Annotated in this window: 14 protein-coding genes and 2 pseudogenes; 12 read left to right on the top strand and 4 right to left on the bottom strand. The window is 41.4% G+C overall.

Annotation, left to right across the window (positions count from 1 at the left end; all coding sequences use genetic code 11):
• From CFS04_RS09680 to CFS04_RS09665, 4 genes and pseudogenes are all read left to right on the top strand, one after another.
• A pseudogene (locus CFS04_RS09680) lies at positions 1-671 on the top strand (HNH endonuclease); the annotation flags it as partial.
• Position 672: 1 nt separating this feature from the next.
• Entirely contained in the window at positions 673-1,230 is a 558-nt protein-coding gene (locus CFS04_RS09675) for an SMI1/KNR4 family protein (protein WP_088810496.1), read from the top strand.
• Positions 1,231-1,795: 565 nt separating this feature from the next.
• Positions 1,796-2,197 (top strand): annotated as a pseudogene (locus tag CFS04_RS12975) (replication initiation factor domain-containing protein); the annotation flags it as partial.
• A 63-nt stretch (positions 2,198-2,260) separates the two neighbouring features.
• Positions 2,261-2,686 carry a hypothetical protein gene (locus tag CFS04_RS09665; RefSeq protein WP_088810495.1) on the top strand — a complete coding sequence of 142 codons (426 nt, stop codon included), beginning with the start codon at positions 2,261-2,263 and terminating at the stop codon, positions 2,684-2,686.
• A gap of 152 nt (positions 2,687-2,838) precedes the next feature.
• Here the strand turns inward: CFS04_RS09665 and CFS04_RS09660 are convergent, their stop codons facing one another.
• Both CFS04_RS09660 and CFS04_RS09655 read right to left on the bottom strand, forming a co-directional pair.
• A complete protein-coding gene (locus tag CFS04_RS09660) occupies positions 2,839-5,085 on the bottom strand; it encodes a GH92 family glycosyl hydrolase (protein ID WP_088810494.1) in 2,247 nt (748 codons plus the stop codon).
• 14 nt (positions 5,086-5,099) lie between these two features.
• Positions 5,100-6,146 (bottom strand): substrate-binding domain-containing protein, encoded by a 1,047-nt coding sequence (locus CFS04_RS09655; protein ID WP_088810493.1) that lies wholly within the window; start codon positions 6,144-6,146, stop codon positions 5,100-5,102.
• A gap of 157 nt (positions 6,147-6,303) precedes the next feature.
• On the opposite strand from CFS04_RS09655, the gene CFS04_RS09650 reads away from it, so the two are divergent.
• Complete coding sequence (locus CFS04_RS09650; RefSeq protein ID WP_088810492.1) at positions 6,304-7,593, top strand: glycoside hydrolase family 125 protein; 1,290 nt, start codon at positions 6,304-6,306, stop codon at positions 7,591-7,593.
• Positions 7,594-7,604: 11 nt separating this feature from the next.
• Entirely contained in the window at positions 7,605-10,268 is a 2,664-nt protein-coding gene (locus CFS04_RS09645) for an alpha-mannosidase (protein ID WP_088810491.1), read from the top strand.
• Positions 10,269-10,365: 97 nt separating this feature from the next.
• Here the strand turns inward: CFS04_RS09645 and CFS04_RS09640 are convergent, their stop codons facing one another.
• A complete protein-coding gene (locus tag CFS04_RS09640) occupies positions 10,366-10,641 on the bottom strand; it encodes a bacteriocin immunity protein (protein WP_088810490.1) in 276 nt (91 codons plus the stop codon).
• A 116-nt stretch (positions 10,642-10,757) separates the two neighbouring features.
• Between CFS04_RS09640 and CFS04_RS09635 the strand changes: the two genes are divergently transcribed.
• From CFS04_RS09635 to CFS04_RS09620, 4 genes are all read left to right on the top strand, one after another.
• The gene (locus CFS04_RS09635) at positions 10,758-11,159 is read left to right on the top strand and encodes an Lrp/AsnC family transcriptional regulator (protein WP_088810489.1); all 402 of its coding nucleotides are present in this window, start codon (positions 10,758-10,760) and stop codon (positions 11,157-11,159) included.
• A 515-nt stretch (positions 11,160-11,674) separates the two neighbouring features.
• Positions 11,675-15,226, top strand: coding sequence for a DNA-directed RNA polymerase subunit beta (gene rpoB, locus CFS04_RS09630; protein WP_088810488.1), 3,552 nt, complete (start codon positions 11,675-11,677; stop codon positions 15,224-15,226).
• A gap of 180 nt (positions 15,227-15,406) precedes the next feature.
• The gene (gene rpoC / locus CFS04_RS09625) at positions 15,407-19,012 is read left to right on the top strand and encodes a DNA-directed RNA polymerase subunit beta' (RefSeq protein ID WP_088810487.1); all 3,606 of its coding nucleotides are present in this window, start codon (positions 15,407-15,409) and stop codon (positions 19,010-19,012) included.
• A gap of 282 nt (positions 19,013-19,294) precedes the next feature.
• Positions 19,295-20,872 (top strand): LapB repeat-containing protein, encoded by a 1,578-nt coding sequence (locus CFS04_RS09620; protein ID WP_088810486.1) that lies wholly within the window; start codon positions 19,295-19,297, stop codon positions 20,870-20,872.
• 39 nt (positions 20,873-20,911) lie between these two features.
• On the opposite strand, the gene CFS04_RS09615 is transcribed toward CFS04_RS09620, so the two are convergent.
• The gene (locus CFS04_RS09615; protein WP_088810485.1) at positions 20,912-22,372 is read right to left on the bottom strand and encodes a glycoside hydrolase family 1 protein; all 1,461 of its coding nucleotides are present in this window, start codon (positions 22,370-22,372) and stop codon (positions 20,912-20,914) included.
• Between the two features lie 183 nt (positions 22,373-22,555).
• Between CFS04_RS09615 and CFS04_RS09610 the strand changes: the two genes are divergently transcribed.
• Together CFS04_RS09610 and CFS04_RS09605 are read left to right on the top strand one after the other, a co-directional pair.
• The gene (locus CFS04_RS09610) at positions 22,556-23,083 is read left to right on the top strand and encodes a TetR/AcrR family transcriptional regulator (protein WP_088810484.1); all 528 of its coding nucleotides are present in this window, start codon (positions 22,556-22,558) and stop codon (positions 23,081-23,083) included.
• 56 nt (positions 23,084-23,139) lie between these two features.
• Entirely contained in the window at positions 23,140-23,553 is a 414-nt protein-coding gene (locus CFS04_RS09605) for a MarR family winged helix-turn-helix transcriptional regulator (protein ID WP_088810483.1), read from the top strand.
• Positions 23,554-23,559 lie beyond the last annotated feature (6 nt).

The raw sequence follows: 23,559 nt of genomic DNA, 5'->3' as shown, positions 1-23,559 counted from the left end.
ACTACCAAGATGAGGATAAATATACTATACTAACGTTAGAAGAGTTAAACGAGAAAATCATGAAAGCTTGGCAAGATAAGACGTATTACATGGACGGAAAAGTGTATTCAGGCGCGGCAGGGAGCATCTTACAAGCTTCTGCGTATGTGGAGGACTGGGAAGGCCAACTAGCTGAATCCGGCATTATGTCGGCGTTATCAGGCGTAGGCCTAGGCGCTGCGATAGCTCGTGGGAGTAAGGCGTATAAGGGTGGTAGTGGGGCTAAGACTAATACATCGCCTAAAACAAGGCTACCGAGAACTAATGGGAAATGGTCAGGCGAACCAGGAAATGGAAAATGGTTTTCAAATAAACCAGAGGTTGATAAGATTACTGGTGGAAAAGGTGTAGAATTTAAAAATGGTAGACCTGATTTTTCGCCTTGGTCAAAAGGTGATTTAAACTTTAAACCTGGTCAATTAAATGGTACGCCTGATGATTTTTCTCTTGTGTATGAAAAGATTCAACAGCAATATAAATTGCCCTCAAAGAATGCAGCTAAAAAAATGTTAAAAGACATTGGTGTTACACCTCACCATAAATCGCCAACTAAAATAGAATTGATTCCATCAGATTTACATGGTAATATACCACATATAGGTTCAGCAGCAGATATGAGAGGAGGATTTTAAAATGGATAATTTAAAAAATAAATTAGATGAAATTATTGATACTGAGATGAAGCAAAATCCTAAAGTATGGGGGATGGATTGTATTGAAGAAATTGAAAAAAAATATTCATTAGTTTTTCCCACTGACTATGCATTTTATTTGCAATATTATGGAAATGACTATATAAAAGATAACTATTTATTTACGCTCAGTGATTCTTTGGAAAAAATACTTAATCAGAATAGCTTTGAATTAGATTCTATTTTTGGTATTGATGATGATTTGAACAATTTGGAAAAAAAGATTTTATTTTATCAAGATATTATCCCGTCAAACCTATTTCCAATAGCAGATTTGCCAGGAGGAAATTTGGTTTGTATGGATAAAGAAAACCAGCAGATTTATTTCTGGATTCATGACGAGGTCGAGGATACGTATTTAGTAGCACGGAATTTCAGTGAATTTATTATGCAGTTTCAATTCGAACAAAAAGAACAAGTCAACTTGGATGATATAGAACTTAATTTAAGCAATGATTTGGACGATTTACTAAAGAAAGCCGCTGAGAAATATAGATGAAGGATTTAAGGTTTCTTGAAAAGTGTTAAAGTCAAATATGGCAAAAGAGCATTTCTTATTAAGAATTATAATTCTTGTAAGTTATGCTTTTTTATTTTGTAAGAAAGTTCAAGACTACACCAAGCCACTCCCAGCGTAAGTGTAAGCATGGGAAGTGGCTTGGATTGGAGCGTAAGCGACAATCCTTATAGGGCGCATGAGTAACACCGCCCTACACATACACAACAAGAAACAGGCTATTTTAAAGGCTTACCGCCTGTTTTTTTACTGCACAGTTTTATCAAAAAAATAGGCATAAATACATATATTTCATAAAGTTTCGCTTATTTTACGGAATTGAGGTCTTTGAAACTGTAGTAATGGTGTAAAAAGATTTGAAAACATTGCCAATTAGTTGTTTGTCATTCGTACTAATGGTAGAAAAAATAAAAATCTTTCTGAGATATGCAACAAATCGACCATTTCAAGTTAGATATGGTGTGAAAGACAAGGAGGACGCAAAAATGTTAAAAAAAGAATTAACTATCAAGATTGATTATTTAAGTATCATCTTCGATACGCTGAAGCTGACGAGCTGATACGTAAAGTATTAGGACTTCCCCTAGAATACTTCATGATACAAAAAGCAAAGGTCAAGCATAAAGATTATACAAACTTGTATCAGTTTGGCACAATCAAAGTGTATGGGGATAGACGGTTGAAAGACGGTACAGATGAAGCAGGTTGTTATCTTGTTTTGAGTGGACAATGGTGTGATGATTATTATAGCTTCTTACAGACCACAAAGCACACATACAGCGATTTCTTTCGTACGTGCTTACAATTAGCCGGAAAAGGTAATTTTCATCTTACAAGGCTTGATATAGCCATTGATGATAAAAATGATATCCCCTACTTTACCGTTGAACAGATAAAGCATAAATGCTTACGGGATGAATTTGTATCAAAAAGCAAAAGTATTTGTTAATCCGACAACAAAAGAAGTTGTGAGAATATGGCCCCAAAAATTTAAACAGTAAGGAGATTGAATGTGAAGGTAAAAAGAGTGTTACAACAAGAGTTAATGTGCGAAGTCACAGTTATTGATGAAATCAAGAATTTTGATATTATTACAGAAAAAATGGATGATGATTTTTATACTTTTCCATTAGGGACTAATATGATGATGTGGTTGAATCAGGATGGATTACTTGGAGAACTGGAGTGTATTTTCCCTGAACAAATAGATGAAGAAATAGTTTTAAACAATCAGAATGCCGTTGTAAAAGTTGGATTTCCTTTGGTAGAAATAGAGGAGGCTGTAACAGTTTCAAAAGCAAAAGTTTTTAGAAGTGAAGCATATTTCACTTTATACTTCTCTGAAATAAAAACGTATGATAAATGTATTATATCTAAAAATCTTTCATTCTATGTGAATAATGATGAGTTGATAGCCATAAAAGCTGTCATCTCATAATTAAATGGCAGCGTTTTGATTAACGGATAGTGTATCATGTCAGAAGAGATTGAGATAATCAGCTTGTAACAGATTAAACAATATTTTTAAACGCAAAAAAGAGAAACAAATCCTAGCGCAGGAAATGTTTCTCAGTTTTTATGCTTACATCGCTAACAAGTTTCCGAATGTGTAGTCGCAAGCTCTTGGGATTTTAAAATACTTTTTTGTGCCGACGAAATCGAAAACGGCAATTCTTCCTCTGAAATCTCACGTTCTTCTGGTACAAGGCCTAATGTGGTGGTTAGATTGCCGCCGCGGATTAGGTCGCTGTGGGTGATGAATTGCGATTTTAAGGGTTTATTGTCGCGCGTTCTGGCGGTGACGAATTGATGCGCAGGCGAATTGTTCGCCGTATCTAACGTTAGGGTTTTGCCGTTTGGCAGGTCAATGCGCACGTTTTCGAAAGCGGGAATTCCGAAGACGTATTCCCCTGAACCGGGTGTCACCGGATAGAAACCGAGCGTACTGAAAATGTACCAGCCGGACATGCTACCGTTGTCCTCGTCGCCAGGATAGCCGTTTATGCCCGCGTCATAAAATTGATTCACCGCTTGCTTGATTAGAACCTGCGTATAAGCAGGTTTTTTCGCGTAGGTGAACAAATAGGGTAAATGGAAACTAGGCTGGTTGGACAGCGCAATTTGACCGAAGTCAATCATCGCCATCTCGCTCATTTCGTGGATCTCGTAGCCGTAGCCATCTACATCGAATTTTGGTGGTGTGTTCGCGAGCTCGGTCAGCTTACGCAAAAATCCACCTTCGCCGTACGCTTCATTTAGGCCAGCAAAATCGTGGAAAACCGCGAAACTAGTCTGCCATGCGCTACCCTCGGCGTAGTCTTTCCCCCAAGAAAAAGGGTTGAAAGGGGTTTGGAAATTTCCGTTTTCGTCTTTGGCGCGCATAAAACCCGTCTTTGGGTCGAAAATATGCAGGTAGTTTTTCGAGCGTTCCTCGTATTCGGCTTCGAGCGCTGTGTTTCCTAGTGTCTTCGCGACGGCGGAAATGCAAAAATCGCTGTAGGCGTAGTCGAGTGTGTGGTTGACGCTTTCATGGTAGTTCAAGGGGACGTAGCCAAGACGGTTGTAGTCCAGTGCGCCGCGGCGACCGTAGTTTTCTTTGTCGGACTGTGTCGTGGCTGCTTTTAGCATCGCGTCTTGAAACTCGGGCATTAAATTTGTGCCGATGCATTTTACAGCAGCGTCCGCGATGACCGCGTCAATGAGTGTGCCGGGCATGAGGCCGCGTTCGTCAGGCGATAGCCATTTTGGCAGATAGCCCGTTTCGCGGTAGCTATTTAAAAAGCCGCCAAGCATTTTTTCGTATTCATCTGGAATTAAAAGCGAATAAAGTGGGAACACCGTTTTGTAAGTATCCCAAAACCCATTATTCGTATATAATCTACCATTTGCAACGCGCCGTGCAGTCGTGTCATAATGAATCGCATTTTGATTTGCATCATATTCATAAAAGCGCTGCGGGAAAAGCGCCGTCCGGTAAAGGCAATGATAAAATGTGGCGACTTTTGCTTTATCTGAATCACTCACTTGAATCTTGCTCAAATAGGCGTTCCACTTCGCGGCCGCCCTCGTTTTGGTCGCCTCAAAATCATAATCCGCTTGCCGTTTTAAATTGAGACTCGCTTGTTCAGAGCTGATGAAGCTTGTCGCCAAACTGATTTCCACCGTTTTAGGTGCCGTATCGTCAAACCCAATTTGGAAAAATTGATTTTCTGCTTTTTGTGCCGCTTTTGAAATGATTTTTCCGTCTACAGGGAAGCCCGTGTTCGAAAAATCAAATGGGCGGTCAGCCGTCAAGACGAAGTGCATTTTGAATTCTGGATCCGCGCAGCCAGCAAAATTCTGCACGTAACCAAAAACGCGGTTTTGCCGTTCGTCCACCTCAATATAACTGATATTTTCAGCAGAAAAAAGCAAGCCGTGTTGTTCGTCTTTCGTATAAGAAAGGCGTATTTTCGCGCCGTAAGTGCTCGGTGTGAGTTCGCTCGTAATTTGATAGCGGAGTTGTTTGATTTTTAAATAATGCGGGCTGAAAACGGCTTCATTCGGCCGATAAGAGCTTTGGGCGAAATATAAGTCATAATTTGCCAACTTCCCAGAAATCGGGGTGAGCAAAAAGTGAGAAAAGTCGCCCATCCACGGGCTTGGTTGGTGTGTTAACCGAAAGCCTTGGAATGTGTGGTCGTTTGGATGGAAAAACCAACTTCCGTTATTGTTTGTCGTCTGCGGCACAAAATAATTCATTCCTCGTGGCACAGAAGTATAGGGAAGCGTATTTCCATTTGAATAACTGTGCTGATTATTTGTGCCATGCCTCGTGTCGATTTGTGTAACGTCCATAATTTCCTCCGATTCTAACGTGCCCCGCTTGACTCCCTTTCAATTAAAGAAACGGGAATGATTGCGTTTTCCACGTCTTTTTTTTGAATTTGTTTTTGCAAACTGATTGCGGCCGCGCGCCCCATCTCTTCAAAATTTTGTGAAATCGTCGTGAGCGAGGGCTCAACAAATTCCGCGGCTTGAATATTATCAAAGCCAATAACCGCCAAATCTTGAGGGATACGAATCCCCATTTTCTTCGCTTGCTTCATAAATTGAATAGCCATCAAGTCATTTTCCGCCACAATCGCCGTCACGCCGTCCGCAACAAACTTTTCCGCAATCCCAGCATACGCCTCTTCCGAGTGCACATTCGTTTCAAGCGCATGAAACGAAATCCCCGCCTCGAACAAAGCCCGCAAATAGCCCATGTAACGCTCGCGAACAGTGGAAGTTTCTTGGATCGTTCTACTGTTTAAAAAGGCGATTTTCGTGTGGCCTTTTGATAGGAGTAAATGAGCCGCCATATACCCGCCACTGAAATTGTCCGCCGTTACATACGGAAACGGGATACCCTCCATTTTTTTGTCGAGTAAAACAACCGGGAAACCTTGAAAGTGCAACTGATAAAGAATATCCAAGTTTGAGTTTCCTGTTTCCGGATAGTAAATCATCCCGTCGTATTGTTCAATCAACTGGAAAAAATGCGTTTGAGTTAGGAAACTTTCATCTTGAATGTGCACATGGTACCCTTTTTCCGCTAAATACGGCAGCATTAGAGCTGTAAAATTGCCAAGATCGTGTTGGCCAGGAAAAGGCAAAATAAAAAGGACTTGTTTCATGGAAGTAACCGCTTTTGAAATGGAACGCGCTTTGACAAAGGTTCCCTTGCCGCGAATTCGCTCCACCAAACCTTTGTTTTCCAGTTCAGATAAAGCACGCTTTGATGTAATGCGGCTCGTCTGATGTGAGGCGGCTAGGGCATGTTCTGTCGGCAATTGTGCGCCAACTTGCAACTCACCCGACATAATTTGACGTTCAAGCTGTTCGCTAATTTGCTGGTAAAGTGGTTTTTTAACCATTCAAATTGTCTCCTTTGATATATCATTTAATATACCTACTATACCAAATTTGCGATTTGAAAGAAAATAAAATGAAAAAACACTAGACAATTCATGCTAACATCATTATACTGTATTTAAAGTTAAAAAGATATATCAAATTTTAGGAGTGTTTTAAATGACATATCAAGAGGTTCCTGTTTCAGTAGAAAAGTTTATGAAAATAATTACGGAGAAATGCGGCGAAACACACGCTAACTGGGCGAAAAATTTCAATGCGTGCTTTGCCAATACATTACTCACAACCGTCAAGCGTTTGCCAGATGATACAACATTTTTACTTACTGGTGACATTCCAGCGATGTGGTTGCGCGATTCAACCGCACAAGTCAGACCGTATCTTGTACTTGCAAAAGAAGATCCAGAAATAAAAACGATGATTCGTGGCTTAGTAGAGCGTCAAATGCAGTTCATCTGTTTAGATCCTTATGCAAACGCATTCAATGAGGAAGCAAATGGCGCAGGGCATCAAACGGATAATACAGAAATGAACCCGTGGATTTGGGAACGAAAATATGAAATTGATTCGCTTTGTTACCCCGTTCAACTTAGTTATTTACTTTATAAAGCAACGGGCGAAACGGAGCAATTTAATGAAACGTTCCATCAGGCGGTGAAGAATATTTTAACCGTGTGGGAAGTTGAACAAAAACATGAAGATTCTCCTTATACGTTTACGCGTGATACTTGGCGTATAGAGGATACGCTGCCAGAAGACGGGAAAGGGACAAAGGTTGGCTACACAGGGATGACTTGGTCAGGTTTTAGACCGAGCGATGATGCTTGTAAATTTGGCTATTTAGTGCCTTCGAATATGTTTGCGGTCGTCGTGCTTGGTTATTTGGAGGGAATTTACAGTGAGATTGCGGATGATGCATCGTTAGTGAAGCGAATTCAGGCGCTTCGCGGAGCAATTCAAGACGGAATTGAAACGTACGGGAAAACAAAATCACAAGCTGGCGAAACGATTTTTGCGTACGAGGTGGACGGTCGCGGCGGTGTGAGTGTGATGGACGATTCAAACGTGCCGAGCCTACTTTCGGCGCCGTACTTAGGTTATGTGTCGCCAAACGATGAAACATATCTCGCAACGAGAAAAGTGTTACTAAGTGAGGAAAACCCTTATTTTTATAAAGGAGAGTTTGCGAGAGGGATTGGCAGTTCGCATACGCCGCCCGATTACATTTGGCCAATTGCGCTTGCGATGGAGGGCATGACGACTGATGACAAGTCGGAGAAGGAACGTATTTTGAACTTGCTTGTCGATTGCGACGGCGGGACGAATTTAATGCACGAAGGTTTTGATGTGAATAATCCGTTTGCCTATACGCGCGAATGGTTTTCTTGGGCCAATATGATGTTTTGTGAGCTTGTGATGGATTATTTTGATATTCGAGTCGAAAAATAGGAGGAGAAAACGTGAAAAAAGTTTATATTGTTTCGCATAGTCACTGGGATAGAGAATGGTATATTCCGTATGAAGCGCACCACATGCGGCTAATTGAATTGATGGACGACTTGCTCGAATTGTTTGAAACCGACCCGGAATTTGAAAGTTTCCATTTAGACGGGCAAACGATTATTTTAGACGACTATTTACAAGTGCGCCCAGAAAAAGAAGCGGCCGTTCGGAAAGCCATTGAAGCTGGCAAACTAAAAATTGGCCCGTTTTACATTTTGCAAGATGCCTTTTTAACGAGCAGCGAATCAAATGTGCGCAACATGCTAATTGGTATGCAAGAAAGTAAAAAATGGGGCACGCCCGTTAAGCTCGGCTACTTCCCTGACACGTTTGGAAACATGGGGCAAACGCCGCAATTGATGAAAGAAGCAAATTTGGACGTTGCCGCTTTTGGCCGAGGAGTCAAGCCGACTGGTTTTAATAATGTTGTAATTAATGACGAAAAATATTCCTCGCAGTTTTCGGAAATGTGGTGGGACGGGCCTGACGGTAGTCGCATTTTAGGCGTGCTGTTCGCCAACTGGTACAGCAACGGGAATGAAATCCCAACAGACAAAACGGCAGCGAAAGCGTTTTGGGAGCAAAAATTGCGCGATGCCGAACAATATGCCGCAACGGATCATTTGCTCATGATGAATGGCTGCGACCACCAACCAGTTCAAAAGGACATTACAGAAGCGATTCGCGTGGCCAATGAATTGTATCCGGATATTGAATTTATTCACGCTGGCTTTGATACGTATTTAAATGCACTAAAAGCAGACTTGCCTGCTGATATGAGCGTCATTGAAGGTGAACTTACAAGCCAAGAATCAGATGGTTGGTACACGCTCGCAAATACGGCATCATCGCGCGTCTACTTGAAACAGCAAAATACGGAAGTGAGCTGCCAGCTAGAAAATATCGCCGAACCGCTTGCAACAATGGCGTTCGCGGAAGGTTTCGCATATCCAACGGACAAACTCAACTATGCGTGGAAAACGCTCATGCAAAACCACCCGCATGATAGCATTTGCGGCTGTAGCGTAGATTCGGTTCACCGCGGAATGGTCACACGTTTTGAAACGGCAAATGAAGTCGGCAAATACGTGGCTAGTGAGGCAGCAGCATTTCTCGCTAAAAAAATTGACACGAGTGCTTTTGACGCTGACGCGAAACCGTTCGTTGTTTGGAATACGACATCTTTCCAAAAGACGGGCTCCGTTACGATTGAACTCGAGTGGGAAAGAATGCTTTTTGCAGGCAATAAACACGATACGCTCTACGATAAACTTTCCAGTAAGCCTGTTCCTGAAGTTTCTGTTGTGGACGTTCGCGGCAATCAAATTCCGTTTGAGCTTCTATCGCAAGAAGTACGATTTGGCTTCGATTTACCTAAAGATGCTTTTAGAGTCCCTTATATCGCGCGCTACATCACGGTTGAGCTATTCTTGGTCGACATGCCGGCGTATAGCCACGAGGTTTTCGGTCTTGTGCAAAAAGCGCCGACTGCCGGTTCTGAAAATCTGGTGAAGGGCACGCATACGCTTGAAAATGCTACTGTCCGTGTTGATGTGAACGAAAACGGGCAGCTTACAATCATGCACAAGCCGACTGGTCGCATTCACGAAAACCTTCTTTCTTTTGAGGAAACGGGAGATATTGGGAACGAATATATTTTCTTTGAGCCGACCGGGGTTTCGCGCTACTACTCGCATGAAAGCCCAGCTGAAGTTCGGGTTATTCGAAATACGCCGAATGTAGGGGAAATTGAGATCCGCCATGAAATGCTTGTCCCTGAATCCGCGGACGAACTCCTTGATAAGGAACAAAAAATGGTGCTCGAATTTAAACTGCGCCAAGCTAAACGCTCCAAGAAAATGAAAAAAATGGTCATCACGACTCGTGTTGTTTTAGAGAAAAACAATTCGCTCGTGCAATTTGAAACGACCGTGAATAACGACATCAAAGATCACAGGTTGCGCGTTTTATTCCCAACAAGCTTTGAAACTAACGTCCATCAAGCAGACAGCATTTACGAAGTGGTGACGCGGCAAAACAAAATGCCAGAAACGTGGGAAAATCCGACGAATCCGAATCACCAACATGCCTTTGTGCACATGGAAGACGAAGCTGGCGGAATGACGATTGCGAACATGGGCTTAAATGAATACGAAGTGCTCGCAAATAACACCATCGCGCTCACGCTGTTCCGTTCTGTCGGCGAAATGGGTGACTGGGGCTACTTCCCAACGCCAGAAGCGCAGTGCCTCGGTGAACATGTTTTCCGCTATGGTCTCATGTTGCACGGCGACGGGGAGCGCGAAAAAACATTCCATCAAGCGAAACAATTCCAAGTGCCGTTTACCGCCGAACAAACCAATGTGCATCGTGGCGAAATCCCCGCTACAAAAGCATTCCTCAAAGCGAACAACGACGCTTTCCTAATGACCGCACTCAAAAAAGCCCAAACGGAAGACGCCATAATCCTCCGCGGCTACAACTTAAAAACATCTAAAGAGCCACTTGAAATTAAAGCAGGTGCGCGTAGCAGCTACCGTACGAATCTCCTTGAAGAAGGCCAAAATCCGCTACCGAATGAACTAAAACCTGCAGAAATCGTGACTATAAAATTAATTTAAAACGCACATTAGAGGCTGGGAAATACTTCCCAGCCTTCAGTCTGATTGTGCGTGGTATGTTTTGCTTAAGTTTAGCGTTTATTAACGGCCTGTCAATTTACTTCGCTAATAAGCAAGCGTTAAGTTTTTTTAAAAGCGCTGAATTTTCTTTTGATAAGGAGATGCGGTGTACAATTAAGCAATTCGAAATGTCTAAAATTAACCTATTTAAAAAAAGTGAATCATTGTAGCATAAATCAATTTCGGAAATCCATTTTGTAAGAATATTTTTCAATTCAATGGTATTCTTTTCCACTAAATTTTGTGATAAAGCACGCACGATTGGTATGGCTGCACTCAATTGTTCTTTTGTAGTATAATATTGGTAATTCATCTGAAATCCTCCTATGTAGTTTTGCTATATTTAAGTATATAGAATATCCCCTAATAATTATATAGCCTCATGAAAAAATAAACGATGCAATGTTTTCATCGTGAAAGGACTTTAAAATGGATGAACTCGACCAAGAAATCATAAAGCTATTAAAAAAAGACGCGCAGTTAACAAATAAGGAAATTGGAAATGAAGTGCACCTAACAGGTCAAGCAGTTGGCAAACGAATATTGAATTTGAAAGATGCAGGCATCATAGGCAGTTACACCATAAAAGTTTATTACAGTAACAAACAGTTTATTCGCGTATTTATGGAAGATAATCGTTTTAAAGAGGTCGAACAAAAAATTATGGAATATGAGGAAATTGAAGAATTTTATAAAGTAAGCGGACATGCTTGCTTTATGGTAGTTGCGCATTTTGAACCAGAAAAGTTAAAAGTTTTTATTGAATCACTTTCGAAGTGGGCGCGTTGTAGTGTAGATTCAGTTGTCGGCGATCGACTTGAAAATAAGTAAAAAGCGATTAAATGTGAATCGCTTTTTTTGCTACGTCATACATCATCAGCGACTCTTGACAATGTACGCCAGATGTTGTATTATAGTTAAATGCCAAAAGAATCTATACTGTTTTTTGGTGCGCTCATTTTTATGTGAAAAGCTAGTGAAATGAAGCGTTTCCATTGTTTTGGTAGCATAATGGACATGGTCGTGGTTTTCAAGCAAATAGGTCAAATTTGATTTATTATGAAACTTTTTTTAAAAAAGTCTCTTTGCCGAATGAAATCCGCTTTCTTTTTGTCTAAAACAGCATAGAATTTTCTTTTAAAGTTCCATTCAAAGTTGTCCTTTTGCTGGTATTTAAGCCGGCTGAAAAGTGGCAGGAAGCTTTTGATGAACGGTATTTAAGCGAGTGATTTTTACACGTGTAAAAAAAGCTCTTAGCGTCTTAAATTCCGGGTGCGGGGGGTTCCACCATTTGTGCGAATGACAACCATTTTGAATGTGCTTATAAATTTTAAAAAAATTGAGGGGTGAAGAGTTTGTCAGGACATGATGTACAATACGGCAGACACCGTAAACGTAGAAGTTTTGCTCGGATTAGTGAGGTATTAGAATTACCAAACTTAATCGAAATTCAAACAGCGTCTTACCAGTGGTTCTTAGATGAAGGACTCCGTGAGATGTTCCGCGATATTTCTCCAATTGAGGATTTCGCAGGCAACCTATCGCTAGAATTTATCGATTACGATTTAGGAGAGCCGAAATATTCGGTAGAAGAATCCAAAAATCGTGATGCAAACTACGCAGCACCCTTACGCGTTAAACTACGCCTAATCAACAAAGAAACAGGCGAAGTAAAAGACCAAGAAGTTTTCATGGGTGATTTCCCGCTGATGACAGAAATGGGAACATTTATCATCAACGGAGCAGAGCGTGTTATCGTTTCACAACTCGTTCGTTCCCCAGGTGTATACTTCAATGACAAACTAGACAAAAACGGTAAAAAAGGTTTCGGTTCAACCGTTATCCCAAACCGCGGCGCTTGGTTAGAATATGAAACAGACGCAAAAGACGTTGTGCACGTGCGTATCGACCGCACACGTAAATTGCCTGTTACCGTTTTACTCCGTGCACTCGGATTTGGTTCCGACCAAGAAATTTTAGATTTAATCGGAGATAACGACTATCTTCGCAACACCCTAGAAAAAGACAACACGGACAACGCAGATAAAGCGTTACTCGAAATTTACGAACGTTTACGTCCAGGAGAACCTCCTACTGTAGAAAACGCAAGAAGCTTACTAGTGTCTCGCTTTTTCGATCCTAAGCGTTACGATTTAGCTAGCGTTGGACGTTATAAAATCAACAAAAAACTACACCTTAAAAACCGGTTATTCAACCAAGTTTTAGCTGAAACGTTAGTGGACCCTGAAACAGGTGAGATTATCGCTTCAAAAGGCGACATTTTAGATCGCCGCAAACTAGATACGATTATTCCTAATCTTGAAAACGGCGTTGGCTTCCGTACACTGCGTCCAACTGATGGCGTATTAGAAGACAATGTAGTTGTTCAATCTATTAAAATTTATGCACCTGACGATGAAGAAAAAGAAATCAACATCATTGGAAATGCGTATATCGATGAAAATGTAAAACACATTACGCCATCTGATATCGTGTCTTCCATCAGTTATTTCTTCAACCTTCTGCACGGCGTTGGCGATACAGATGACATTGACCATTTAGGTAACCGCCGCCTACGTTCAGTCGGTGAACTGCTTCAAAACCAATTCCGTATCGGTTTATCCCGTATGGAACGTGTGGTTCGTGAACGTATGTCTATCCAAGATATGACAACCATCACACCACAACAATTAATTAACATTCGCCCAGTTGTCGCTTCTATTAAAGAATTCTTTGGTAGTTCACAATTGTCGCAATTCATGGATCAAACAAATCCACTTGGCGAACTTACGCATAAGCGCCGTCTATCTGCCTTAGGTCCTGGTGGTTTGACGCGTGAACGTGCCGGCTATGAAGTGCGTGACGTTCACTATTCTCATTACGGTCGTATGTGTCCAATTGAAACGCCAGAGGGACCAAACATCGGTTTGATTAACTCCCTTTCTTCTTATGCGAAAGTCAATCGCTTCGGGTTCATCGAAACACCATATCGTCGTGTTGACCCTGAAACGAACCAAGTAACCGACACAATCGATTATTTAACAGCAGATGAAGAGGATAACTACGTGGTTGCGCAAGCGAACTCCAAGTTAGACGAAAAAGGTGCATTTACGGAAGAAGAAGTTATGGCTCGATTCCGTTCTGAAAACCTTGCTGTGGATAAAGAACGCGTCGATTATATGGACGTATCGCCAAAACAAGTTGTGTCCGTCGCAACAGCTTGTATCCCGTTCCTAGAAAATGATGATAGTAACCGTGCCCTAATGGGTGCGAACATGCAGCGTCAAGCTGTTCCATTAATGCATCCGGAAGCACCGTTTGTTGGAACAGGTATGGAACACGTATCGGCAAAAGATTCCGGTGCAGCTGTAACCGCGAAACATGACGGTATCGTAGAACACGTTGAAGCACGCGAAATTTGGGTGCGCCGCGTATCTATGGTTGATGGCAAAGAAGTAACAGGTGGAATCGATAAATATACACTACGTAAATTTGTTCGTTCCAACCAAGGAACATGTTATAACCAACGTCCAAACGTTGCAGAAGGGGACCGCGTCGTTAAAGGCGAAATCCTCGGTAACGGTCCATCCATGGATTCAGGAGAGCTAGCACTAGGACGTAACGTTTTAGTAGCCTTCATGACATGGGACGGCTATAACTATGAGGATGCGATTATTATGAGCGAACGTCTTGTAAAAGACGACGTTTATACGTCCATTCACATCGAAGAATTCGAGTCCGAAGCACGTGATACGAAGCTTGGACCTGAAGAAATGACACGCGATATTCCAAACGTTGGTGAAGACGCACTTCGCGATCTTGACGAACGCGGTATTATTCGTGTCGGTGCTGAAGTAAAAGATAACGACCTTCTTGTAGGGAAAGTAACGCCAAAAGGTGTAACCGAACTTACGGCTGAAGAACGTTTATTACATGCTATTTTTGGTGAAAAAGCGCGTGAAGTTCGCGATACATCACTACGTGTACCTCACGGTGGTGGCGGTATCGTTCTCGATGTTAAAATCTTTACTCGTGAAGCCGGTGACGAATTACCACCAGGCGTAAACCAATTAGTGCGTGTATATATCGTACAAAAACGTAAAATTCACGAAGGCGATAAAATGGCCGGTCGTCATGGTAACAAAGGGGTTATCTCCCGTATCTTACCAGAAGAAGATATGCCATTTATGCCTGATGGAACACCCGTTGATATCATGCTTAACCCACTAGGGGTGCCATCTCGTATGAATATCGGGCAAGTGCTCGAACTTCATTTAGGTATGGCGGCTCGTAAACTCGGCATTCATGTTGCAACACCAGTATTTGATGGAGCAAATGAAGAAGACGTTTGGAGCACAGTGGAAGAAGCGGGAATGGCTCGCGATGCGAAAACTGTTCTTTATGATGGACGTACAGGTGAACCATTTGATAACCGTATCTCTGTCGGCGTTATGTATATGATTAAACTTGCTCACATGGTTGATGACAAATTGCATGCTCGTTCGACTGGACCATACTCACTTGTTACCCAACAACCACTTGGAGGTAAAGCTCAATTTGGTGGACAACGCTTTGGTGAGATGGAAGTTTGGGCTCTTGAAGCGTACGGTGCAGCCTATACGTTACAAGAAATTCTAACAATTAAATCAGATGATGTTGTTGGACGTGTGAAAACGTATGAAGCAATCGTGAAAGGCGAAAGCGTGCCGAAACCAGGCGTGCCGGAATCTTTCCGCGTATTAATCAAAGAGTTGCAAAGTTTAGGTATGGACGTCAAAATCCTATCTGCAGACGAGGAAGAAATCGAAATGCGTGATACCGATGACGACGACTTCTCCGGTCAAAACGATGCATTTAATATTGTGAAGCCTGAAGAGGCTACCGAGCAGGTTGACTAACCCGCCCGAAACAAAACTCCAAAATAAAAATAATTTTTCGATAAACTTAAACATGATGGACTTGTTAGCCGCAAGAAGCACTGAACGTAGTCGTGCTTTCTTGCGGGCCAAGTTATATGAAACGATATAATTTAAACCTAATAAGTGAAAAGTCATGACCAAAATTAGGAGGTTGGGCACTTGATAGATGTTAATAATTTTGAGTATATGAAAATCGGTCTAGCATCTCCAGATAAAATCCGTTCTTGGTCGCACGGTGAAGTAAAAAAACCTGAAACAATCAACTACCGTACGCTAAAACCAGAACGTGACGGACTGTTTTGTGAGCGTATTTTCGGACCAATGAAAGACTGGGAATGTTCGTGCGGAAAGTACAAACGTGTCCGCTATAAAGGCGTCGTTTGTGACCGTTGCGGGGTTGAAGTAACGAAATCCAAAGTTCGTCGCGAACGCATGGGACACATTGAACTTGCAGCGCCAGTTTCACACATTTGGTATTTTAAAGGTATTCCAAGCCGTATGGGTCTTGTGATGGATATGAGCCCGCGTGCGCTTGAAGAAGTTATCTACTTTGCGTCTTATGTAGTAACAGAGCCAGGCGACACACCGCTTGAGAAGAAACAACTTCTTTCTGAAAAAGAATATCGCGTTTATCGTGAAAAATATGGTCAAACCTTCCAAGCTGGAATGGGTGCCGAAGCAATTAAGAAAATTCTCTCAGACATCAATCTTGAAAAAGAAACAGATGAGCTGAAAGAAGAATTGAAAACCGCACAAGGTCAACGCCGTACGCGTGCAATTCGTCGCCTAGAAGTAATGGAAGCCTTCCGTAACTCTGGCAATAATCCAAGTTGGATGGTTCTTGATGTACTACCAGTTATTCCACCAGAACTTCGCCCAATGGTACAACTTGAAGGTGGCCGTTTTGCAACAAGTGATTTAAATGATTTGTACCGTCGTGTTATTAACCGGAACAACCGTTTGAAACGCTTGCTTGACTTAGGCGCACCAAACATCATCGTCCAAAATGAAAAACGGATGCTTCAAGAAGCAGTTGATGCGTTAATTGATAATGGTCGTCGTGGCCGTCCAGTGACTGGACCAGGTAACCGTCCATTAAAATCTTTATCGCACATGCTTAAAGGGAAACAAGGTCGTTTCCGTCAAAACTTACTCGGTAAACGTGTCGATTATTCCGGTCGTTCCGTTATCGTCGTAGGACCTAACCTTAAAATGTACCAATGTGGTCTTCCAAAAGAAATGGCACTTGAATTATTCAAACCTTTTGTGATGAAAGAACTCGTTGGACGAGGCCTTGCGCACAACATTAAGAGCGCTAAACGTAAAATTGAACGCATGGCGCCAGAAATCTGGGATGTCCTTGAAGAAGTTATTCGCGAACATCCAGTTCTACTAAACCGTGCCCCTACGCTCCACAGACTTGGTATCCAAGCGTTTGAACCGACTTTAGTTGAAGGTCGCGCGATTCGTTTGCATCCACTTGTTTGTACGGCGTATAATGCCGACTTCGATGGTGACCAAATGGCCGTCCACGTTCCACTTTCGGCAGAAGCACAAGCGGAAGCACGCATTTTAATGCTTGCCGCACAAAACATTTTGAATCCAAAAGATGGTAAACCAGTTGTTACACCTTCCCAAGATATGGTGCTAGGTAACTACTATCTGACACTTGAACGTGAAAATGCGGTTGGTGAAGGAACAATCTTTAAGGATATTAACGAAGCGCAACTTGCTTATCAAAATGGCTATGTTCACTTGCATTCTCGTATTGCCGTTTACGCAGGATCCATTCCAAATGAACGCTTTACAGAAGAGCAACGTAAGCAACTATTAATTACGACAGTCGGTAAATTGATTTTCAACACAATCTTACCAACATCGTTCCCTTATATTAACGAACCAACGAAATATAATTTAGAAATTGAAACGCCTACAAAATATTTTGTTGAGCCAACAACGGACGTTAAAGCGCATATCGCTAAGCAACCAATTGTTGACCCATTCAAGAAGAAAATTCTTGGAAATATCATTGCAGAAGTGTTCAAACGATTCCATATTACAGAAACATCTAAAATGCTTGACCGCATGAAAGACTTAGGTTTCAAAATTTCCACAAAAGCGGGTATCACAGTTGGTATTGCAGATATCTTAACGCTTACGGAAAAACATGAAATTCTAGAAACAGCACATGATATGGTTGAAAAAATTACGAAACAATTCCGTCGCGGTTTAATTACAGATGACGAGCGTTATGAGCGCGTTATCGGCGTTTGGAATGCTGCCAAAGACGAAATTCAAGGAAAACTAATTTTAAGCTTGGAACGTTTAAATCCAATCTTTATGATGCAAGATTCCGGAGCTCGTGGTAACATCTCGAACTTCACGCAACTTGCTGGTATGCGTGGTCTGATGGCTGATCCATCTGGACGTATCGTAGAACTTCCAATCACTTCAAACTTCCGTGAAGGGTTAACAGTCCTTGAATACTTTATCTCGACCCACGGAGCGCGTAAAGGTCTTACCGATACAGCCCTGAAAACGGCCGATTCTGGTTATCTTACTCGACGCCTTGTTGATGTGGCGCAAGATGTTATCATTCGTGAAGACGACTGTGGCACGGACCGCGGCTTAACAATTAAAGCGATTCGCGAAGGTACGGAGATTATTGAACCGCTAGAAGAACGTCTAGAAGGGCGCTATGCTCGTAAAACCGTGCGTCACCCTGAAACTGGCGAAGTTTTAGTTAAAGAAAATGATTTGATTACTGAACCGATTGCAGTAGCAATTGTTGAAGCGGGTATTGAAGAAGTATCGATTCGCTCGGCGTTTACATGTAATACAAAACATGGTGTATGTAAAAAATGTTATGGTAAAAACTTGGCTACTGGTACAGAAGTTGAAGTTGGTGAAGCAGTCGGTATTATCGCGGCACAATCTATCGGGGAACCTGGTACACAGCTTACAATGCGTACGTTCCATACTGGTGGGGTAGCCGGCGACGATATCACGCAAGGTCTTCCACGTATTCAAGAAATTTTTGAAGCACGTAATCCGAAAGGACAAGCAACCATCACAGAAGTGGCTGGGGAAGTTGTTTCTATCGAAGAGGGCCGTGACCGTGGACAAGAAATTACAATTCAAGGTGCGGACGACCGTCGTAGCTACACAGTTCCTTATACAGCACGTCTTCGTGTTCAAGAAGGTTCAATGGTAGACCGCGGGGAAGCACTTACGGAAGGTTCTATTGATCCGAAAGCGCTAATCCGTGTACGTGACGTTTTATCCGTTCAAGAATACTTGCTTGCTGAAGTACAAAAAGTTTACCGGATGCAAGGGGTAGAAATTGGCGATAAACACGTTGAAGTAATGGTTCGTCAAATGTTGCGTAAAATCCGCGTAATGGACACTGGGGATACGGATATCTTACCAGGTACATTAATGGATATTCATACGTTTACAGAAGCAAACCGTGAAGCTATTTTGAGTGGTAAACAACCGGCTACTGGCCGTCCAGTATTACTCGGAATTACGAAAGCTTCTCTTGAAACGGATTCCTTCTTATCTGCTGCATCATTCCAAGAAACAACACGTGTTCTTACTGATGCTGCGATTAAAGGAAAACGTGATGAACTTCTTGGTCTTAAAGAGAATGTTATTCTTGGTAAACTTGTACCAGCAGGAACAGGTATTCACCACTATCGCAAATTAAAACCAGAAGTTGTTGGTGCTGAAAAAGAAATAACAGAGGAACCAACTACTTTCTAAAAAATAAAACGGAAATCATTTTATGAAATGATTTCCGTTTTTATTTGTATGAAAGAAGCTATAATTGTCTTTTTTTGACACGTATATGATATTTTGTGTCTAAAATGTGTCTGAGAAAAGATAAGTATACATTTAAAAATGGCTTAAATAGGCGATTTAGACCATGTCAAGAATATTTTGTTAAAAAATAATCAAATAAATCCTGAATTTCACAAAATTTTCATTGAATACGACTAAGAAGAAAGGTATTCTTATGGTACTAACCATCAGGAGGTTTAATGAATGGCAGTGAAGCAAAAAGCATTAACTTTTATGTTAGTGACAACAATAATGGCAATACCTTTTGTACCAGTTACAGTTTTAGCAGAAGAACCAATTGTTACAGAACAAGGGACAGAGATAGTCCAAATTCCAGATTTACAGTTAAAAAAATATTTAAATACTCAATTAAGGCAGGCGCAAGATGCGGATATTACACAAGCGCAATTGAATACACTCCGTAGTGTTTCACTTTCAGGGGATACCTACACAAATTTATCAGGGCTTGAACATGCGAACAATTTGACGGCGTTGTCTTTGTCGAATACGTCCAACATTGCGGATCTTTCAACAGTGACGGCGATTCCTAGCTTGACAAATTTGACGATTTCGGGTGCTTTTCTTACGGACGATAAATTACCGGACTTAAATAATGTGACGAACCTCGAATCTGTTAGTTTGAGTAATACGTCAAATACAAACGCAGTTTTTTCGAAAATAAATAAAATGCCAAACGTCGCGAATTTATATGTGCAGAATAACTATAACATCACAGATATTTCGGCTCTCAAAAGTATGCCGAAATTGAAAGTATTATTTGTGCAATTCGATGGCATTCAAGATTTACAATGTATTTCTGAGTTTCCAGCATTAGAATCGCTCGCGGCAACGGGGCAAAATACAGGGCGTCTTGATGCTCATAATAAAATTAAAAGCTCAGTACTCAGCTATGATGAAGCCAATCAAACAGTGTTTATTCCATTTTCGATGATGGTAAATCGCTTTACGCATTTTAATGGCTATCAACCACCGTTTACAAAATCGACTGCATCAAATCAAACATTTTTAGCATTTAATGATACAAGAGTGGATAATAGCCGCCTTTCTATAAATGATGAAGGCATTACGGTTAACGCGATGACAAAAGAAGACTTCGATAACCTTTCAGAAATCGAATATAATGCATTTTATGATAATGCGGCCGGAAGTTATGCAACACCAACATTTTTACAAGGCTATAATGCTTCGTCTGGCACGTATGACCAATATTTTGACATTGAACATTTTATTACTTTGACAGCAGATGAAGCTTATGAATATGACCAAAATCAACAAGTGACAGAAGCGCAATTTTTGCAAGATGTTCATGCGACAACCGATGATGGTTCACCAGTGACGAGTAATTTTGCACAAGTTGTTGATTTAACAACACCGGGAGTTTACGAAGTGACATTGAATGCTGAAAATGAAGCAGGTCTAAAAGCAACGCCTGTTAAAATTCAAGTTACCGTACGAGAAGTTGCACCCGCACCAGTTGACCCAACAAATCCAGAACAGCCTGTGACACCAGAAACGCCCATTACACCAACAGAGCCAGAGAAACCAGAAACACCAAAAGCTGGCGAAATGGTTGTACCAAAAGAGACAAATGAGCAACAAAATACCATCATCACACCAAAAACGAACACCGAAAAACCAACAAAAAGCACACATCTTCTGCCTAAAACGGGGGATACAAATGGACTGCTTTATGTGGCGTTAGGTGGCCTTCTAGTACTAGGTGGGTTCGCTTTGTTTCACCGCAAGAGAATATCGAAATAAAAAAATGAGGTTGGATTAATTCCAACCTCATTTTGCGTTTTAATCTAAATCCTCGCCGTTTGTTGCGATGACTTTTTTATACCAATTGAAGGAGTCTTTTTTCGAGCGTTTTAATGTGCCGTTACCTTCATCATCTTGATCAACATAAATGAATCCATAACGTTTTGACATTTCGCTTGTCGAAGCGCTAATTAAATCAATTGGGCCCCAACTTGTGTAACCGATTAAATCAACGCCGTCTTTAATGGCTTCTTTCATTTGAACGATATGTTTGCGCAAATAATCAATGCGGTAATCGTCATGAATACTGCCGTCAGCTTCAACAGTATCATAGGCGCCAAGGCCATTTTCAACGATGAAAAGCGGTAAATTGTAACGCGAGTAAAGGTCGTTAAGCGTCCAGCGCAAACCTTTAGGATCAATTTGCCAGCCCCAGTCGGAAGTCTCCAAATATTCGTTCTTTACACCGCCCATAAAGTTGCCAGCAGTCCGGTCTCCTTCGGGTTTTACGGTCGCAGAAAGGGACATGTAGTAACTAAACGAGATAAAGTCAACTGTATGTTCTTTCAAAATCTCGTCGTCTCCTACTTCTTTTTTAATCAAAATATTGTTCTCTTTAAAGAAACGATTCATGAAAGTCGGATAAGTTCCGCGAGCGTGCACGTCTGTAAAGAAAAGGTTCATTTGATTTTCGTACTGCGCTTTTAGAACGTCATCTGGATTATTAGTTGCCGGATACGTCGCCATGCGTGCAAGCATGCAGCCCACTTGTGAACCAGGAATGATTTCGTGGCAAAGTTTCGTAGCAAGTGCGCTTGCGACAAACTGATGATGCGCCGCCTGATAAGAAAGTTCGAGTGGGTTTTCGGCATCTTCCACTAAAACGCCACCGCCAGTGTAGGGGCTAAGTGAAATAACGTTGATTTCGTTAAAAGTAAGCCAATATTTAACTTTATCTTTATAACGTTTGAAAACGGTTTCGGCATAGTTCGTAAAGAAACCAATCACACGGCGGTCAGCCCAGCCGTTATATTTCAGCGTCAAATTAAGCGGCGTTTCATAATGCGAAAGAGTCACGAGGGGCTCAATATCATACTTTTTCAGCTCATCAAATACCGCATCATAAAAAGCAAGCCCTTTTTCATTTGGCACCGCATCGTCACCATTTGGGAAAATTCGCGCCCAGTTCAGCGATAAACGGAAAGTCTTAAAGCCCATTTCCGCAAATAACGCAATATCTTCTTTATAATGATGGTAAAAATCGACTCCGTCGCGTTTTGGGAAGCGGGCATGCGTTTCGCCTGCTAAAATGGCATCAATTTCCTTTTTTGTCACATCTAATGAAAAATCATTGCCACGTTCTGATTTCGGTACAAATTTGACCATATCCGCAGTAGACAAGCCTTTGCCATCTAAATTGTATGCCCCTTCAACTTGGTTTGCAGCCGTTGCGCCGCCCCACAAAAAGTTTTTCGGAAAACCATTTTTTATTTCCGTCATATTTGTCGCTCCTTCAATCATTAATTTGTTTACATTTTTATCATACTTTCTGTAATGCATTACATGTCAAGCATGAAATTTGATTCGTCATGTTTAGCAATTTCAAGCCTAAAACGGGATTACAATTGCTAAAAAAGCAATTCTTCGTTAAAATTTAGGAAAGAAGTGAACGGAGGAGCAAAATTGAGTAGCAGAGATTTAATTATTAAGTCTGCCATCGAAGTAATTTCAGAAGCAGGTATTCAAAATTACAGTTTAGCCAAAGTCGCTAAAAACGCTGGTATAACAAAGGCCGCCATCTTTTATTACTTCAAAAATAAAGAGGAACTTACAAAATCACTCATCGCACATACAATTGATGCCTACAACAAAATACTCACAGAGGAATACGAAAAGCGCAAAAACGCGTCTAAATATCCTTTTACAGAAGCTTATATTGCAGGAAATCTGCGTCAATTAGAAGACGATGATTTAATCGGTCTACACGCAGCACTCCTAGCGTCTGTCATCACTCTAGACGTCGATAATGAAGACTGGAACGCCGTTTATGATGCCGATCACGAACGCCTCATTCCTGAAATCGGCCCAGAAAACGCCAATTTTGTTCGCTACACCATTGATGGTATGTGGCACACGCATATTTTAGGCATTAAACAAGCCGACACGCAAAAAGTCGCAAAAACGCTCCTTAAATTCGTAAGCAAGTCGTAAAACTTGCTTTTTATTAAGTTTAGTACTAAACTGAAAATAAAAGGAGGCGATTTGAGATGGTAAAAACTGACGACCGACTAGGCGTTGTCCTTTGGTTTCGCTTAAGTCGTTTTTATAATCGCAATATGAAGCTTACCAATCAAAATTTTAAAGAAGCAGGCCTTTCAACGGCCATGTTCGACTGCATTGCTCAAATCGGTCCAGAAGGCAAGATAACACAACAAGAGCTTGGCAAAAAACTCGTTGTGACGAAAGGAAATATTACACAGTTACTCGTAAAACTCGAAACACAAAATTATGTGCAACGCGAAAAAGTCGGGCGTGAAAAATTCATCATGCTAACGAAAAAAGGTGTCGCCTGTTACAATGAACTGGTGCCAAAGCAAGAAGCTTTTCAACAAAATCAGTTCAGCAAATTAACGCGCAAAGAACAAAAACAGCTACTTGATTTACTGAAAAAATTAAATTAGGGGGCA

Source organism: Listeria sp. ILCC796 (assembly GCF_900186175.1).
GTDB classification, from domain to species: Bacteria; Bacillota; Bacilli; order Lactobacillales; family Listeriaceae; genus Listeria; species Listeria goaensis.
This window is presented reverse-complemented; position numbering and strand designations above follow the sequence as displayed.

What these genes read in the sequence shown, in the direction of transcription:
- CFS04_RS09675 (WP_088810496.1), top strand. Translation starts at nt 673, where the DNA reads ATGGATAATTTAAAAAATAAATTAGATGAAATTATTGATACTGAGATG.
- CFS04_RS09660 (WP_088810494.1), bottom strand. Translation starts at nt 5,085, where the DNA reads ATGGACGTTACACAAATCGACACGAGGCATGGCACAAATAATCAGCAC.
- CFS04_RS09655 (WP_088810493.1), bottom strand. Translation starts at nt 6,146, where the DNA reads ATGGTTAAAAAACCACTTTACCAGCAAATTAGCGAACAGCTTGAACGT.
- CFS04_RS09650 (WP_088810492.1), top strand. Translation starts at nt 6,304, where the DNA reads ATGACATATCAAGAGGTTCCTGTTTCAGTAGAAAAGTTTATGAAAATA.
- CFS04_RS09640 (WP_088810490.1), bottom strand. Translation starts at nt 10,641, where the DNA reads ATGAATTACCAATATTATACTACAAAAGAACAATTGAGTGCAGCCATA.
- CFS04_RS09635 (WP_088810489.1), top strand. Translation starts at nt 10,758, where the DNA reads ATGGATGAACTCGACCAAGAAATCATAAAGCTATTAAAAAAAGACGCG.
- CFS04_RS09620 (WP_088810486.1), top strand. Translation starts at nt 19,295, where the DNA reads ATGGCAGTGAAGCAAAAAGCATTAACTTTTATGTTAGTGACAACAATA.
- CFS04_RS09615 (WP_088810485.1), bottom strand. Translation starts at nt 22,372, where the DNA reads ATGACGGAAATAAAAAATGGTTTTCCGAAAAACTTTTTGTGGGGCGGC.
- CFS04_RS09605 (WP_088810483.1), top strand. Translation starts at nt 23,140, where the DNA reads ATGGTAAAAACTGACGACCGACTAGGCGTTGTCCTTTGGTTTCGCTTA.